Source organism: Kitasatospora sp. CMC57 (genome assembly GCF_045866025.2).
In the GTDB taxonomy this organism is placed as follows: domain Bacteria; phylum Actinomycetota; class Actinomycetes; order Streptomycetales; family Streptomycetaceae; genus Kitasatospora.
The window spans coordinates 4,695,455-4,707,676 of the sequence record NZ_AP035881.2; the positions used below are offsets into that span (position 1 = coordinate 4,695,455).

Genomic DNA, 12,222 nt, shown 5'->3' on the forward strand with positions numbered 1-12,222 from the left:
GGGCGTGCCGCCCGCGAAGGATCAGTCGCGGACGATCGGCGTCCCGGTCAACTTCACTCCGGCGGAGCGGAGTTCGGCGAGCGCGGTCTCGGTGGTCGGGGCCGCCACAGCTGCGGTGAGGTCGAGCAGGACCCGGGTGGTGAATCCTTCCCGCCGCGCGTCCAGCGCGGTGGCCCGGACGCAGTGGTCGGTGGCGATCCCCACCACGTCCACCTCGGTGACGTCCCGCTCGCGCAGCCAGGCGGCCAGCGTCTCGCCGTTCTCGTCGAAGCCCTCGAAGCCGCTGTAGGCGGCCGAGTGCGCGCCCTTGTCGAAGACCGCCTCGACCGCGCCCGAGATCACCGCGGGCGAGAAGTTCGGGTGGAAGCCCACCCCCTCCGTCCCGGCCAGGCAGTGCACCGGCCAGGAGCTGACGTAGTCCGGCTCGGCGGAGAAGTGCGGCCCGGGGTCGATGTGGTGGTCCCGGGTGGCGCAGATATGCGCGTACCCGGGGGTCGACTCGGCGATCAGGTCGGTGATCGCGGCGGCCACCTCGGCCCCGCCGGGCACGGCCAGGCTGCCGCCCTCGCAGAAGTCGTTCTGCACGTCGACGACGATCAGTGCCCGATGCATGGGATTGCTTCCTTCTCCGCCTCCGGGGGCGGTGTGATGGGCCTCGGTGATGGCCACTGTAGGCAGTGACGCGCGTAGGCGGAAGGGGCGACGCACTGTCAGGGGTGCACTGCCGGGCACGCGCCGTCAGGAACCGAGCCGGAGCTCGATGGGCAGCACCGGCTCGCCCTTGGAGAGCTGGGTGGCTGAGAGCGGCAGCGCGTCCCGGACCCTGAGGTGACGGTCCCGGGCGGCGCTCAGCGGCTCCCGTCCGACCACCTTGCCGTCGCGGATCAGCGGCACGTGCAGCAGGTGCGGCTCCAGCTCGGCCGGTACCGGTCCGGTGCCGACCACCTCGGTCGCCGCCACGCCCTCGGCGTCGGGCTGCCGGGCGGCCCACTTGCGGCCGCCCACACTGGACTTGGCGCCGGCGGAGCGCTTGGCGACCGGGACCAGCGGCCCGTCGGGCCCGGTGGCGCGGGCGACCAGCTTGTAGACCATCGCGCAGGTCGGCTCGCCGCTGCCGGTGACCAGGCTGGTGCCGACGCCGTAGCCGTCCACCGGGGCGGCGGCCAGGGCGGCGATGGCGTACTCGTCGAGGTCGGAGGTGACGATGATCCGGGTGCCGGTGGCGCCGAGTTCGTCCAGCTGACGGCGGACCCGGTGGGCCAGCAGGGTGAGGTCGCCGGAGTCGATCCGGACCGCGCCGAGTCCGGTCCCCGCCACCTCGACGGCGGTGCGCACCGCCTCGTTCAGGTCGTAGGTGTCGACCAGCAGGGTGGTGCCCCGGCCCATCGAGTCGATCTGCGCGGTGAAGGCGTCCCGCTCGCTGTCGTGCAGCAGGGTGAAGGCGTGCGCGGCGGTGCCGGTGGTCGGGATGCCGTGGGTGAAGCCGGCCGCCAGGTCCGAGGTGGCACCGAAGCCCGCGACGTACGCGGCCCGGGCGGCCGACACGGCGGCGTCCTCGTGCGTCCGGCGCGCGCCCATCTCGATGCACGGCCGCCCGCCCGCCGCGCTGGTCATCCGGGAGGCCGCGGCGGCGATCGCCGAGTCGTGGTTGAGGATCGAGAGGATCAGCGTCTCCAGGATCACCGCCTCCGCGAAGCTGCCCTCCACGGTGAGCAGCGGGGAGCCGGGGAAGTAGACCTCGCCCTCGGGGTAGCCGTGGATGTCACCGGAGAACCGGTAGTCGGCGAGGAACCGCAGGGTGGGCTCGTCGACCACGTTCTGGTCGGCCAGCCAGTCCAACTGCGGGGTGGTGAAGCGGAAGTCCTCGACCGCGTCGAGCACCCGGCCGACCCCGGCCAGCACGCCGTAGCGGCGGCCGTCCGGGAGTCGGCGGGTGAAGACCTCGAAGACCGAGCGCCGGTGCGCGGCGCCGCTGCGCAGGGCGGCCTGCAGCATGGTGAGCTCGTAGCGGTCGGTGAGCAGCGCCGTGGAGCGGCGCACGGTGTCGGCATCCATGGCGATGATGCTACCGGACTTAGCGTCACTTTGACGATTTCTCGTTCCGACCGACCCGGATTCGCCCGCAGGTCCCCTGGATGGAAGCATGAGAGGCGGTAAACCGTGTCCCGACGAGGAGTGCAGCCGTGAGTGTCGCGCCCGTGGAGATCGAGCGCCCGGAGGTCGAAGGCATTCCAGCGGTGGAGCCCGACACCCCCTGGGTCACGATCGTCCACAACGACCCGGTCAATCTGATGAGTTACGTGCAGTACGTGTTCCAGGCCTACTTCGGCTTCCCGAAGGAGAAGGCCAGGACGCTGATGATGGAGGTGCACCAGAAGGGCCGCGCCGTGGTCTCCAGCGGCTCCCGCGAGGAGATGGAGCGGGATGTCCAGGCGATGCACGGCTACGGCCTGTGGGCCACGCTCCAGCACGACTGACCAACCACTCCACCACGACGACGGGTTGACGACTAATCATGGTTCGGCTGTTCGAGAGCACGGGCGACGGCGGCGCGCGGATCGCGCTGGACGAGGGTGACGCCGCTCTGCTGCGCTCGCTGTTCCTGCAGGTGCTGGAGATGATCGGCCCGGGTCCGGCGGAGGACGCCGACCCCCTGGCCGCGATGTTCGCCGAGGGGCCGAGCAAGCCTCCCGCCGACCCGGCGCTGGCCCGGCTCTTCCCGGACGCCTACGGCGACCCGGAGAAGGCGGAGGACCAGGAGGCGGTCGCGTTCTCGGCCGAGTTCCGCCGCTACACCGAGCCGGACCTGCGGGCCCGCAAGCGGGACGACGTCATGACGGTGATCCGGGCCCTGGACGGGGTCGGCGGAGGCAAGGAGCTGACCGTCCCGGTCGAGGAGTGCCCGCGCTGGCTGGGCGCCACCAACGACCTGCGGCTGATCCTCGGCACCCGGCTGGAGGTCACCGAGGACGACGACTTCTTCGCACTCTCGGACGACGACCCGGCCAAGCCGCTGGCGATGGCCTACCTGTGGCTCGGCGCGCTCCAGGAGTCGTTGCTGGAGGCGATGGCCGGCTGATGCCCGGCCCCGGAGCCTCCGTCCCACGGTGTGGGACGGAGGCTCCGGCATTTCCGGCATTACGCCACCAAACCTGACATCACATGCTCAAATGTCGCTCAGATGTGCACCGCTATCCGGGCGCCGCGTGGTACGACTGCCACTCTCCCCGACGCAAGGACGGTGGCCGATGGACCAGCAGCAGTACGACGAGGTGACCGACCCGGTACCGGACGAGGAGGGCTACGAACGCGGTCTCGGCAGCCGCCAGATCCAGATGATCGCGATCGGCGGCGCGATCGGCACCGGCCTCTTCCTCGGCGCGGGCACCGCCATCTCCAAGGCGGGCCCGAGCCTGATCCTCAGCTACGCCGTGGCCGGCCTGGTGATCTTCGCGATCATGCGGGCGCTCGGCGAGCTGCTGACCTACCGGCCGGTCGCCGGCAGCTTCGCCGAGTACGCCCGCGAGTTCCTAGGCCCGTTCGCCGGATACGTGACCGGCTGGACGTACTGGCTGTTCTGGGTGGTCACCGGCATGGCCGAGACCACCGCCGCCGCCGTGTACGTGAAGTTCTGGGCCCCCGGCATCCCGCAATGGATCTCCGCGCTGGTCTTCCTGTTGATCCTCTACGGCGCCAACCTGATCTCGGTGAAGCTGTTCGGCGAGATCGAGTTCTGGTTCTCCATGATCAAGGTGACCGCGATCCTCGGGATGATCCTGATCGGCATCGGGGTGCTCACCCTCGGGTTCAGCGACGCCGGTGACACCGCGGCGATCAGCAACCTCTGGTCGGACGGCGGCTTCTTCCCCAAGGGCGTCGGCTCCACCGTGATGACCCTGCAGATCGTCATGTTCGCCTACCTCGGCGTCGAACTGGTCGGCGTCACGGCGGGGGAGAGCCAGAATCCGCAGAAGACCCTGCCGCGCGCGATCAACACGCTGCCCTGGCGGATCGCGCTGTTCTACATCGGCGCGCTGGTGGTCATCCTGGCCGTGGTGCCATGGCGGGAGTTCGGCCCCGGCGTCAGCCCGTTCGTGGCCGCCTTCGAGAAGATGGGCATCCCGGCGGGGGCCGGGATCATCAACTTCGTGGTGCTCACCGCCGCGCTCTCCTCCTGCAACTCCGGGATGTACTCCACCGGCCGGATGCTGCGCGACCTCGCGATCCGCGGTCAGGCACCCGAGCAGCTCACCGCGCTCAACCGGCAGAAGAGCCCGGCCGCCGCGATCACCGTCTCCTGCCTGCTGATGGGCCTCGGCGTGGTGCTCAACTACCTCACCCCGGCCAGGGCATTCGAGTACATCACCTCGGTCGCCACCGTCTGCGGCCTGTGGACCTGGGCGGTGATCCTGATCAGCCAGATCCGCTACCGGGCCGCCTGGAAGGCGGGTCACCTGCCCGCGCCGACCTTCAAGGCCCCGGGCGGGCCGGTGACCAGCTGGGCCTCGCTGGCCTTCCTGGTGATGGTGATCGTGCTGATCGCGATCGACAAGGACAGCCGGATCTCGCTGTACGTCTTCCCGTTCTGGGCCGCGCTGCTGGTGGTCGGGTACCAGACGCTCAAGCGCCGAAGGCCGGAGGCCGTGGTGCCGCACGGGCACGACCACGTCCACGTCAGGTCCGGTGACTGAGACGGCCGATGAGGACGGCGCGGACGGCTGGCTATCCTGACCGCATGCTGACCATCACCCGAGAGCTGCACGACGCGATCGTCGCCCACGCCCGCGCCGACCACCCGGACGAGGCCTGCGGCGTGGTCGCGGGCCCGGCGGGCAGCGGCCGCCCCGAGCGGTTCATCCCGATGCTCAACGCGGCCCGCTCGCCCACCTTCTACGAGTTCGACTCCGGTGACCTGTTCAAGCTCTACCGCGAGATGGACGACCGGGACGAGGAGCCCGTGATCGTCTACCACTCGCACACTGCCACCGAGGCGTACCCGTCGCGGACCGACGTCAGCTACGCCTCCGAGCCGGAGGCGCACTACGTGCTGGTCTCCACCGCCGACGGCACCGGGCCGGACGACCCGTTCCAGTTCCGCTCGTTCCGGATCGTGGACGGCGTGATCACGGAGGAAGACGTCGAGATCGTCCCGGCCTACGCCGTCTGAACGAACGTCCGGCCCGCCGTACCGCCCTGACCAGGCCGGTACGGCGGGCCGCGGCGCGTCTCCAGCCACTGATCTCGCAGTTCGATACGGAAACATCCGGATGGCGAGACGGAGATGTCGGAGCGGGGGCGGGAATCTATACGATGCCCCCATGCGTTCCGTCGATGTGAGCAACCAGGCCCCGGGCATCCGCCTCGTCGCGCGCCTGCACGTCGACCTGTGCCGGCTCGCCAGTGCGATCTGTCCCGGCCCCGCCGACGTCCGCTGACCTCGGTACCCACCGCCTCTCCCCGCACCCGGGGCGATCCTCTCCCCGCCGCGCCCGCGGCCACCCGAACTCACCCGATCAGGAGCGCAGCCATGGCCATCGAGGTCCGCATCCCGACCATCCTCCGCACGTACACCGACGGCCAGAAGGCCGTTGAGGGCGCCGGTGCCAACCTCGGCGAGCTGTTCGCCGACCTGGACGCCCGGCACCCGGGCATCGCCGCCCGCCTGCTGGACGGCGGCGAGCTGCGCCGCTTCGTCAACGTCTACCTGAACGACGAGGACGTCCGCTTCCTGGAGGGCATCGGCACCGGACTGGCCGACGGTGACAGTGTCACCATCCTCCCTGCCGTGGCCGGCGGCTGAGACCCCTCCGACCGCCGGGGGTCCGCGGCCCCTCCGCACCCCGTCCCGCTCCTCGACCTGCCGGAGGCTCCGCCCGATGAAGTACGACAGCCCGCTCGAAGCCGTCGGCAACACTCCGCTGGTCCGCCTGCCCAGGATCTCCGCCGCCGTGCCCGGCAACGGGGACGGTCTGGTGACCCTGTGGGCGAAGCTGGAGGACCGCAACCCGACCGGTTCTATCAAGGACCGGCCGGCGCTGCACATGATCGAGCGGGCCGAGGCGGCGGGGCTGCTCACCCCCGGCTGCACCATCCTGGAGCCGACCAGCGGCAACACCGGCATCTCGCTCGCCATGGCGGCCAAGCTCAAGGGCTACCGGATGGTCTGCGTGATGCCGGAGAACACCAGCGAGGAGCGGCGCGAGCTGCTCCGGATGTGGGGCGCGGAGATCATCCCCTCGCCCGCCGCCGGGGGCTCCAACACCGCCGTCCGGATCGCCAAGGAGATCGCCGCCGAGCACCCGGACTGGGTGATGCTCTACCAGTACGGCAACCCGGACAACGCCGGGGCGCACTACGCGGGCACCGGCCCGGAGATCCTCGCCGACCTGCCCGGCATCACCCACTTCGTGGCGGGCCTCGGAACCACAGGCACCCTGATGGGCGTCGGTCGCTACCTGCGCGAGAAGGTACCCGGCGTCCGGATCGTCGCGGCCGAGCCGCGCTACGACGACCTGGTGTACGGGCTGCGCAACCTGGACGAGGGCTTCGTCCCCGAGCTGTACGACGCCGAGGTGCTCACCACCCGGTTCTCGGTCGGCTCGGCGGACGCCGTCCGCCGCACCCGCGAACTGCTCCAGCTGGAGGGCATCTTCGCGGGCGTCTCCACCGGCGCCATCCTGCACGCCGCGATCGGGGCCGGCCGCAAGGCCGCCCAGGCCGGGGAGCGGGCGGAGGTGGTCTTCGTGGTCGCCGACGGCGGCTGGAAGTACCTCTCCACCGGCATCTACACGGCCGAGTCGACCGAGGCGGCCGTCGAGGTGCTGCAGGGCCAGCTCTGGGCCTGACGGTCCGTCAGTCGTTCCGCGTGCGACGTGGCTCCCGCCGGGCGGGGGCCGCGCCGTCCGTCGTTCAGCGCAGCGCCCGCTGGGCCTTCGTCCAGGTCGGTCCGTCCAGTGGCCCGACCCGGCGGCGGAACGCGCGCAGCGGCACCTCGCGCAGCTCGTCCGTCTCCAGCCAGCTGGCCCGGCCCTGCCGGTCGCCGACCGCGCCCGCCGGCAGGGCGAGCACGCCGGGACGGTCGTCGTGCCGCTTGCTGGTGATCTTCGCGACGGTGGCGGTCCGCCGGTTCACCCGCAGCACCAGGCACGGCCGGTCCTTCGTCCCCGGCCCGTCCTCGAACGGCACTTCGGCCCACCACACCTCGCGGGCCACCGGACCGCCGGCCGGGGCACCCCGCCGGCGGCGGGCGGCGACCAGGGCCGCGAGCAGGACCAGCACGACCAACGCTGCTATCAGCCACTTCTCCATCCGCAGACCGTACAACCACGTCCCGGTTCGGCTGTGACAGTTGAGCATTTATCCGTTTGGTGCTGCTGATTTGTCACGGAACGACCACGGAGTCCCTTCTGCACTAAAGATTCTCGTTGGGCCGGAAAAGCTGATCGCGAGCTCCCGACAGCAGCCCTCGGAACCCTCCCTGAAGGTGGCCCAGATGTCCTCACGCAGCGACGAGTTGTGGTCGTACACCGAGATCGCCCGGCACATCAACGTGCAGCCCGACACCGTACGCAACTACCGGCGGCACGGCCTGCTGCCCGAACCGGACATGATCGACGGCAACGGCCATCCCCGCTGGCTCGCGGGCACCATCCGCGCCTGGGCCCGGAGCCGCCCCGGCAACCGCTGACACTCCCGTCCGTCCCGCCCCCGTCCCCGGCGCGCCCCGTTCTGGTGACATCAGCCACAGCACGGCACGGAGACGGGGGCAAAGTGCCTCCCGGCCCTTACTCTCGTCTGGCAGCCGGCCGCTACCACCAGGTAGCTCCGCAGGCACGGACCATGACCCATCGGGGTGGAGGGGCTCGGCATGAAACTGACCGTGGTGGGGTGCTCGGGAAGCTTCCCGTCCGCCGAGTCGCCCTGCTCCAGCTACCTGATCGAGGCCGACGGCTACCGGGTGGTGCTCGACCTCGGGAACGGCGCGCTCGGCGCCCTGCAGAAGTACTGCGGCCTGTACGACATCGACGCAGTGCTCCTCAGCCACCTGCACGCGGACCACTGCATCGACCTCTGCGCCTACTGGGTCGCCCGGAACTACCGGCTGGAGGGGTGCCCCGCGTCCGTCCCGGTGTACGGGCCCGCGGGCACCGCCGAGCGGCTGGCCCGGGCGTACGACATGCCCGAGCAGCCGGGAATGACCGAGGTCTTCGACTTCCGCACGCTGGCCGAGGGCGACTTCCGGCTCGGCCCGCTGACCGTCACGACGGTCCGGGTCAGCCACCCGGTGGAGACCTTCGCCTTCCGGATCGAGCACGGCGGCCGCAGCCTGGTGTACTCCGGCGACACCGGCGAGTGCGAGGCGCTGGTCGAACTGGCCCGCGGGGCCGACCTGTTCCTCTGCGAGGCGGCCTACACCCATGGCAAGGAGACCGTCGCGGACGTCCACCTGAACGGCCGGGAGGCGGGCGAGCACGCCGCCGCAGCCGGGGTCGGCCGGCTGGTGCTCACCCACATCCCGCCGTGGACGGACCCCGAGGTCAACCGGCGCGACGCCGCCGCGGTGTACGGCGGCCCGGTCGAACTGGCCCGCCCGGGTGCGGTCTACCAGCTCTGACCCTCCGGCAACGGAAGGCCCCCGCCCGGCAGTTGCCGGGCAGGGGCCTTCCGTCGAAGCGGTCAGGCGTTCACGCCTTGGTGAGCTCCTCGAGCTCCTCGTCGGTCTCCCGGCCGGGGGTCGGCAGGTTGAACCTGGCGATCGCCCAGCGGAAGAGCACGTAGTAGACCACCGCGAAGACCAGGCCGATCGGGATGATCAACCAAGGCTTGGTGGCGAAGTGCCAGTTGAGGAAGTAGTCCAGCGCCCCGGCCGAGAAGGTGAAGCCGTGGTGCACCCCGAGGGCCCAGGTGACGACCATCGAGACGGCGGTCAGCACGGCGTGGACCGCGTACAGCGCCGGGGCGATGAACATGAACGCGAACTCGATCGGCTCGGTGATACCGGTGACGAAGGAGGTCAGCGCCAGCGACATCATCATGCCCATCACGACCTTGCGTCGTTCCGGGCGGGCGGCGTGCGCGATCGCGAGCGCGGCGGCCGGGAGGCCGAACATCATGATCGGGAAGAAGCCGGACATGAACTGACCGGCGCTGGGGTCACCGGCGAAGAAGCGGTTCAGGTCACCGTGGGCGACCTTGTCGGCGGTGTCCTGGAAGGAACCCGCCTGCTGCCAGAAGAAGGTGTTCAGGAACTGGTGCATGCCGACCGGCAGCAGGGCGCGGTTGACCAGGCCGAAGATTCCGGCGCCGCCGGCGCCGAGACCGATCACCCAGCCGCTGAAGTTGTCGACCACGGTGCCGACCGGCCCCCAGGCCAGACCGAAGACGACGCCCAGGGCGGTGCCGACGAAGGCCATGATGATCGGGACCAGGCGGCGGCCGTTGAAGAAGCCGAGCCAGTCGACCAGCTTGGTGCGGTGGTACTTCTGCCAGAGCATCGCGCTGATCAGGCCGACCACGATGCCGCCGAGGACGCCCGGGTCCTGGGCGACCGCTGCGATGTCCTTGCCGGGCAGGATCTGCGCCGAGGTCTTCGGGAAGACCTCGAGCACCTTGTGGTAGGTCAGGAAGCCGACCAGTGCGGCCAGGGCGGTGGAACCGTCGGCCTTCTTGGCGAAGCCGATCGCGATGCCGACGCAGAACAGCAGCGGCATCCAGTCGAACACCGCGCCGCCGGACGCTGCGAAGACCTCGGCGACCTTGTTCCAGCCGAGACCCTTCGGCCCGAAGACGTCGTCCTGGCCCAGGCGCAGCAGGATGCCCGCCGCCGGGAGCACGGCGATCGGGAGCTGGAGGCTGCGGCCGATCTTCTGCAGGCCCTGGAGCAGGTTCTGCCCGAACTTCTTGCCCGGGGAGGGGACCGGTGCCGCGGCGGGCGCCGGTGCCTTCGCAGTCGTAGTCATGGGGGGTGGTTCCTAACGGCAGGGCGGCTCGGTCGGGGGAGGAGCATCGGGGGCCGAACCGCGAACTGGTCTACACCACTAGTGGCGTAGACCAATTTTCTAGCATGCCGAGAGGGGGGCCGGAACCCCAGGAAGCCGTGTGGCCGGAAGCGCTACTGAATCGAAACCTTCTTTCCGATTGCCGATCATGCGCACCGGCCGCAATCGGCATTTTGGCGAGTTGCGCAACAAATGGGTTCCGCCGCCGCAGGGGGAATTCCAGCGGGGCGGGCGTCAGGCCTTCGTGACGTCGTCGACCTGGTCCTCGTCCTCGCGGCCGGGGGTCTTGAGGTCGAACTTGGTGATGATGACGCGGAAGAGCAGGTAGTAGACCACCGCGAAGACCAGGCCGATCGGGATGATCAGCCACGGCTTGGTGGCCAGGCTCCAGTTGATGACGTAGTCGATCAGGCCCGCCGAGAAACTGAATCCGTCGTGCACGCCGAAGGCCCAGGTGACCGCCATCGAGACGCCGGTCAGGAGTGCGTGCACGGCGTACAGCGCGGGGACGATGTAGGCGAAGGAGTACTCGATCGGCTCGGTCACGCCGGTGACGAAGGAGGTCAGGCCGAGCGAGAGCATCAGACCGGTGATCTCCTTGCGCCGGTGCGGTTTGGCGCAGTGCGCGATGGCCAGGGCGGCGGCGGGCAGCGCGAACATCATGATCGGGAAGAAGCCGGAGGTGAACTGGCCGGCCGTCGGGTCGCCCGCCAGGAAGCGCGGGATGTCGCCGTGGACCACCGAGCCGTCCGACTTGGTGTAGTCGCCGAACTGGAACCAGAGGAAGGTGTTCAGCAGCTGGTGCATGCCGATCAGCAGCAGCGCGCGGTTGGCCAGACCGAACAGGCCGGCACCCCAGGCGCCCAGGTCGGAGAGCCACTGGCTGAAGTCGGTCAGCCTGTCGCCGACTGGCGGCCAGACCCAGAGGCAGAGGCAGGCGAACGCCAGGCCGAACAGCGCGGTGATCATCGGGACCAGGCGGCGGCCGTTGAAGAAGCCGAGCCAGTCGACCAGCTTGGTGCGGTGGTAGCGGACCCAGAGCCAGGCCGAGGCTAAGCCGATCAGGATGCCGCCGAGCACGCCGGGATTCTGGTAGACGGCGTTCGCCGCCTTCTTCGACGTGTAGTCCACGCACTGGTTCCCGATCAGCGTGGTGGCGCCTGCGCAGTCGGCCGGGAAGGCCCGGAGCACGTTGTAGTAGACCAGGAAGCCGACCACCGCCGCGAGCGCGGTCGAGCCGTCGGACTTCTTGGCCATGCCGATCGCCACACCGATGCAGAAGAGCAGCGGCAGACCGAGACTGGAGTCGAGCAGGGCGCCACCGGCCGCCGCGAAGACCTTGGCCACGTTGTTCCAGCCGAGGCCGTCCTTGCCGAAGACGTCGTCCTGGCCGAGCCGGTTCAGGATGCCGGCGGCGGGCAGGACCGCGACCGGGAGCTGCAGGCTCCGCCCCATCTTCTGCAGGCCCCCGTAGAGGCCGTGCCACCACTGCGTCTGCGGGGCCGTGGCGCCTGCCGAACTCATCATCGTCCTCCGAGTGCCGGATGTGTCCGGGCCCGGAACGCCGGTGGGCGTTTCCGCGCCGCCCGAAGTGCACCTAGGATTGGTGTAGACCACTTCGGGGCAGAGTGGCCGCGTCGGGTCCGAGGACCTACCTGATCGTCATCCTGTGACGATGATCGGCAACGCGCGCGTCCTGCTGAGCCGAACGTGAACTAACGTGGCAAGTCGGTCGAACTCGGGCGATGCTGGTCGCGCGCTGTCGTAGGCGCGGCAACTGAGTCCGCGTCACCTTCCGACGACAGCCACCAGCACCGAGCGGTACGGCACCGGGCAGAGCTGCCGGGAGCCGAGACAGAGGGAGAAAGACATGGCCAGCAAGGCTGAGAAGATCGTCGCCGGTCTCGGCGGCATCGACAACATCGAAGAGGTCGAGGGCTGCATCACCCGGCTGCGCACCGAGGTGAAGGACGCCTCCCTGGTCGACGAAGCCGCGCTGAAGGCCGCCGGCGCCCACGGCGTCGTGAAGATGGGCACCGCGATCCAGGTCGTGATCGGCACCGACGCCGACCCGATCGCTGCGGACATCGAAGACATGATGTGAGCTGAGACAGTCCTGGTCCCACCCGCTGCGGCCCGTGACCCCCGTTCGGGGGTGACGGGCCGCAGCACTTCCCGGGGCCGCGGCGTTTTCCGGCCCTCCGCCGGGAACGGCTAGGCTCGG

At 70.1% G+C, this 12,222-nt stretch carries 15 protein-coding genes; 10 read left to right on the forward strand and 5 right to left on the reverse strand.

Features of this window, described 5'->3' with window-relative positions; genetic code table 11:
* Positions 1-21: 21 nt before the first annotated feature.
* Positions 22-612: an isochorismatase family protein gene (locus ACKUU6_RS21080; RefSeq protein WP_407990116.1), complete on the reverse strand. Its 591-nt coding sequence runs from the start codon at positions 610-612 to the stop codon at positions 22-24.
* A gap of 126 nt (positions 613-738) precedes the next feature.
* Positions 739-2,055 carry a nicotinate phosphoribosyltransferase gene (locus tag ACKUU6_RS21085; protein WP_407990117.1) on the reverse strand — a complete coding sequence of 439 codons (1,317 nt, stop codon included), beginning with the start codon at positions 2,053-2,055 and terminating at the stop codon, positions 739-741.
* Between the two features lie 128 nt (positions 2,056-2,183).
* Between ACKUU6_RS21085 and clpS the strand changes: the two genes are divergently transcribed.
* From clpS to ACKUU6_RS21120, 7 genes are all read left to right on the forward strand, one after another.
* Positions 2,184-2,477 (forward strand): ATP-dependent Clp protease adapter ClpS, encoded by a 294-nt coding sequence (gene clpS / locus ACKUU6_RS21090; RefSeq protein WP_057237597.1) that lies wholly within the window; start codon positions 2,184-2,186, stop codon positions 2,475-2,477.
* Positions 2,478-2,515: 38 nt separating this feature from the next.
* On the forward strand, positions 2,516-3,079 hold the full coding sequence (locus ACKUU6_RS21095; RefSeq protein ID WP_407990118.1) for a DUF2017 domain-containing protein: 564 nt from the start codon (positions 2,516-2,518) through the stop codon (positions 3,077-3,079).
* A 169-nt stretch (positions 3,080-3,248) separates the two neighbouring features.
* Positions 3,249-4,691 carry an amino acid permease gene (locus tag ACKUU6_RS21100; RefSeq protein WP_407990119.1) on the forward strand — a complete coding sequence of 481 codons (1,443 nt, stop codon included), beginning with the start codon at positions 3,249-3,251 and terminating at the stop codon, positions 4,689-4,691.
* A 44-nt stretch (positions 4,692-4,735) separates the two neighbouring features.
* Positions 4,736-5,167, forward strand: coding sequence for a Mov34/MPN/PAD-1 family protein (locus tag ACKUU6_RS21105; RefSeq protein WP_407990120.1), 432 nt, complete (start codon positions 4,736-4,738; stop codon positions 5,165-5,167).
* A gap of 151 nt (positions 5,168-5,318) precedes the next feature.
* On the forward strand, positions 5,319-5,435 hold the full coding sequence (locus tag ACKUU6_RS21110; protein WP_407990121.1) for a putative leader peptide: 117 nt from the start codon (positions 5,319-5,321) through the stop codon (positions 5,433-5,435).
* A gap of 92 nt (positions 5,436-5,527) precedes the next feature.
* Positions 5,528-5,800 (forward strand): MoaD/ThiS family protein, encoded by a 273-nt coding sequence (locus ACKUU6_RS21115; protein ID WP_407990122.1) that lies wholly within the window; start codon positions 5,528-5,530, stop codon positions 5,798-5,800.
* A 76-nt stretch (positions 5,801-5,876) separates the two neighbouring features.
* Positions 5,877-6,845 (forward strand): PLP-dependent cysteine synthase family protein, encoded by a 969-nt coding sequence (locus tag ACKUU6_RS21120; RefSeq protein ID WP_407990123.1) that lies wholly within the window; start codon positions 5,877-5,879, stop codon positions 6,843-6,845.
* A 64-nt stretch (positions 6,846-6,909) separates the two neighbouring features.
* Here the strand turns inward: ACKUU6_RS21120 and ACKUU6_RS21125 are convergent, their stop codons facing one another.
* Positions 6,910-7,308: a type II toxin-antitoxin system PemK/MazF family toxin gene (locus tag ACKUU6_RS21125; RefSeq protein WP_407990124.1), complete on the reverse strand. Its 399-nt coding sequence runs from the start codon at positions 7,306-7,308 to the stop codon at positions 6,910-6,912.
* 184 nt (positions 7,309-7,492) lie between these two features.
* On the opposite strand from ACKUU6_RS21125, the gene ACKUU6_RS21130 reads away from it, so the two are divergent.
* Together ACKUU6_RS21130 and ACKUU6_RS21135 are read left to right on the forward strand one after the other, a co-directional pair.
* On the forward strand, positions 7,493-7,687 hold the full coding sequence (locus tag ACKUU6_RS21130; protein WP_407990125.1) for a helix-turn-helix transcriptional regulator: 195 nt from the start codon (positions 7,493-7,495) through the stop codon (positions 7,685-7,687).
* 180 nt (positions 7,688-7,867) lie between these two features.
* Complete coding sequence (locus ACKUU6_RS21135; RefSeq protein WP_407990126.1) at positions 7,868-8,614, forward strand: MBL fold metallo-hydrolase; 747 nt, start codon at positions 7,868-7,870, stop codon at positions 8,612-8,614.
* Positions 8,615-8,684: 70 nt separating this feature from the next.
* On the opposite strand, the gene ACKUU6_RS21140 is transcribed toward ACKUU6_RS21135, so the two are convergent.
* Together ACKUU6_RS21140 and ACKUU6_RS21145 are read right to left on the reverse strand one after the other, a co-directional pair.
* On the reverse strand, positions 8,685-9,959 hold the full coding sequence (locus ACKUU6_RS21140; RefSeq protein WP_407990127.1) for a PTS transporter subunit EIIC: 1,275 nt from the start codon (positions 9,957-9,959) through the stop codon (positions 8,685-8,687).
* A gap of 273 nt (positions 9,960-10,232) precedes the next feature.
* Positions 10,233-11,522 (reverse strand): PTS transporter subunit EIIC, encoded by a 1,290-nt coding sequence (locus tag ACKUU6_RS21145; protein WP_407990128.1) that lies wholly within the window; start codon positions 11,520-11,522, stop codon positions 10,233-10,235.
* Between the two features lie 346 nt (positions 11,523-11,868).
* On the opposite strand from ACKUU6_RS21145, the gene ACKUU6_RS21150 reads away from it, so the two are divergent.
* Positions 11,869-12,102 carry a glucose PTS transporter subunit EIIB gene (locus tag ACKUU6_RS21150; protein WP_030060521.1) on the forward strand — a complete coding sequence of 78 codons (234 nt, stop codon included), beginning with the start codon at positions 11,869-11,871 and terminating at the stop codon, positions 12,100-12,102.
* Positions 12,103-12,222: the final 120 nt, after the last annotated feature.

Bases quoted from the DNA above. Each gene is read 5' to 3' on its own strand.
- ACKUU6_RS21085 (WP_407990117.1), bottom strand. From the start codon at position 2,055: ATGGATGCCGACACCGTGCGCCGCTCCACGGCGCTGCTCACCGACCGC.
- ACKUU6_RS21130 (WP_407990125.1), top strand. From the start codon at position 7,493: ATGTCCTCACGCAGCGACGAGTTGTGGTCGTACACCGAGATCGCCCGG.
- ACKUU6_RS21125 (WP_407990124.1), bottom strand. From the start codon at position 7,308: ATGGAGAAGTGGCTGATAGCAGCGTTGGTCGTGCTGGTCCTGCTCGCG.
- ACKUU6_RS21135 (WP_407990126.1), top strand. From the start codon at position 7,868: ATGAAACTGACCGTGGTGGGGTGCTCGGGAAGCTTCCCGTCCGCCGAG.
- ACKUU6_RS21140 (WP_407990127.1), bottom strand. From the start codon at position 9,959: ATGACTACGACTGCGAAGGCACCGGCGCCCGCCGCGGCACCGGTCCCC.
- ACKUU6_RS21145 (WP_407990128.1), bottom strand. From the start codon at position 11,522: ATGAGTTCGGCAGGCGCCACGGCCCCGCAGACGCAGTGGTGGCACGGC.
- ACKUU6_RS21080 (WP_407990116.1), bottom strand. From the start codon at position 612: ATGCATCGGGCACTGATCGTCGTCGACGTGCAGAACGACTTCTGCGAG.
- ACKUU6_RS21095 (WP_407990118.1), top strand. From the start codon at position 2,516: ATGGTTCGGCTGTTCGAGAGCACGGGCGACGGCGGCGCGCGGATCGCG.
- ACKUU6_RS21115 (WP_407990122.1), top strand. From the start codon at position 5,528: ATGGCCATCGAGGTCCGCATCCCGACCATCCTCCGCACGTACACCGAC.
- ACKUU6_RS21120 (WP_407990123.1), top strand. From the start codon at position 5,877: ATGAAGTACGACAGCCCGCTCGAAGCCGTCGGCAACACTCCGCTGGTC.
- ACKUU6_RS21105 (WP_407990120.1), top strand. From the start codon at position 4,736: ATGCTGACCATCACCCGAGAGCTGCACGACGCGATCGTCGCCCACGCC.
- ACKUU6_RS21150 (WP_030060521.1), top strand. From the start codon at position 11,869: ATGGCCAGCAAGGCTGAGAAGATCGTCGCCGGTCTCGGCGGCATCGAC.
- ACKUU6_RS21110 (WP_407990121.1), top strand. From the start codon at position 5,319: ATGCGTTCCGTCGATGTGAGCAACCAGGCCCCGGGCATCCGCCTCGTC.
- ACKUU6_RS21100 (WP_407990119.1), top strand. From the start codon at position 3,249: ATGGACCAGCAGCAGTACGACGAGGTGACCGACCCGGTACCGGACGAG.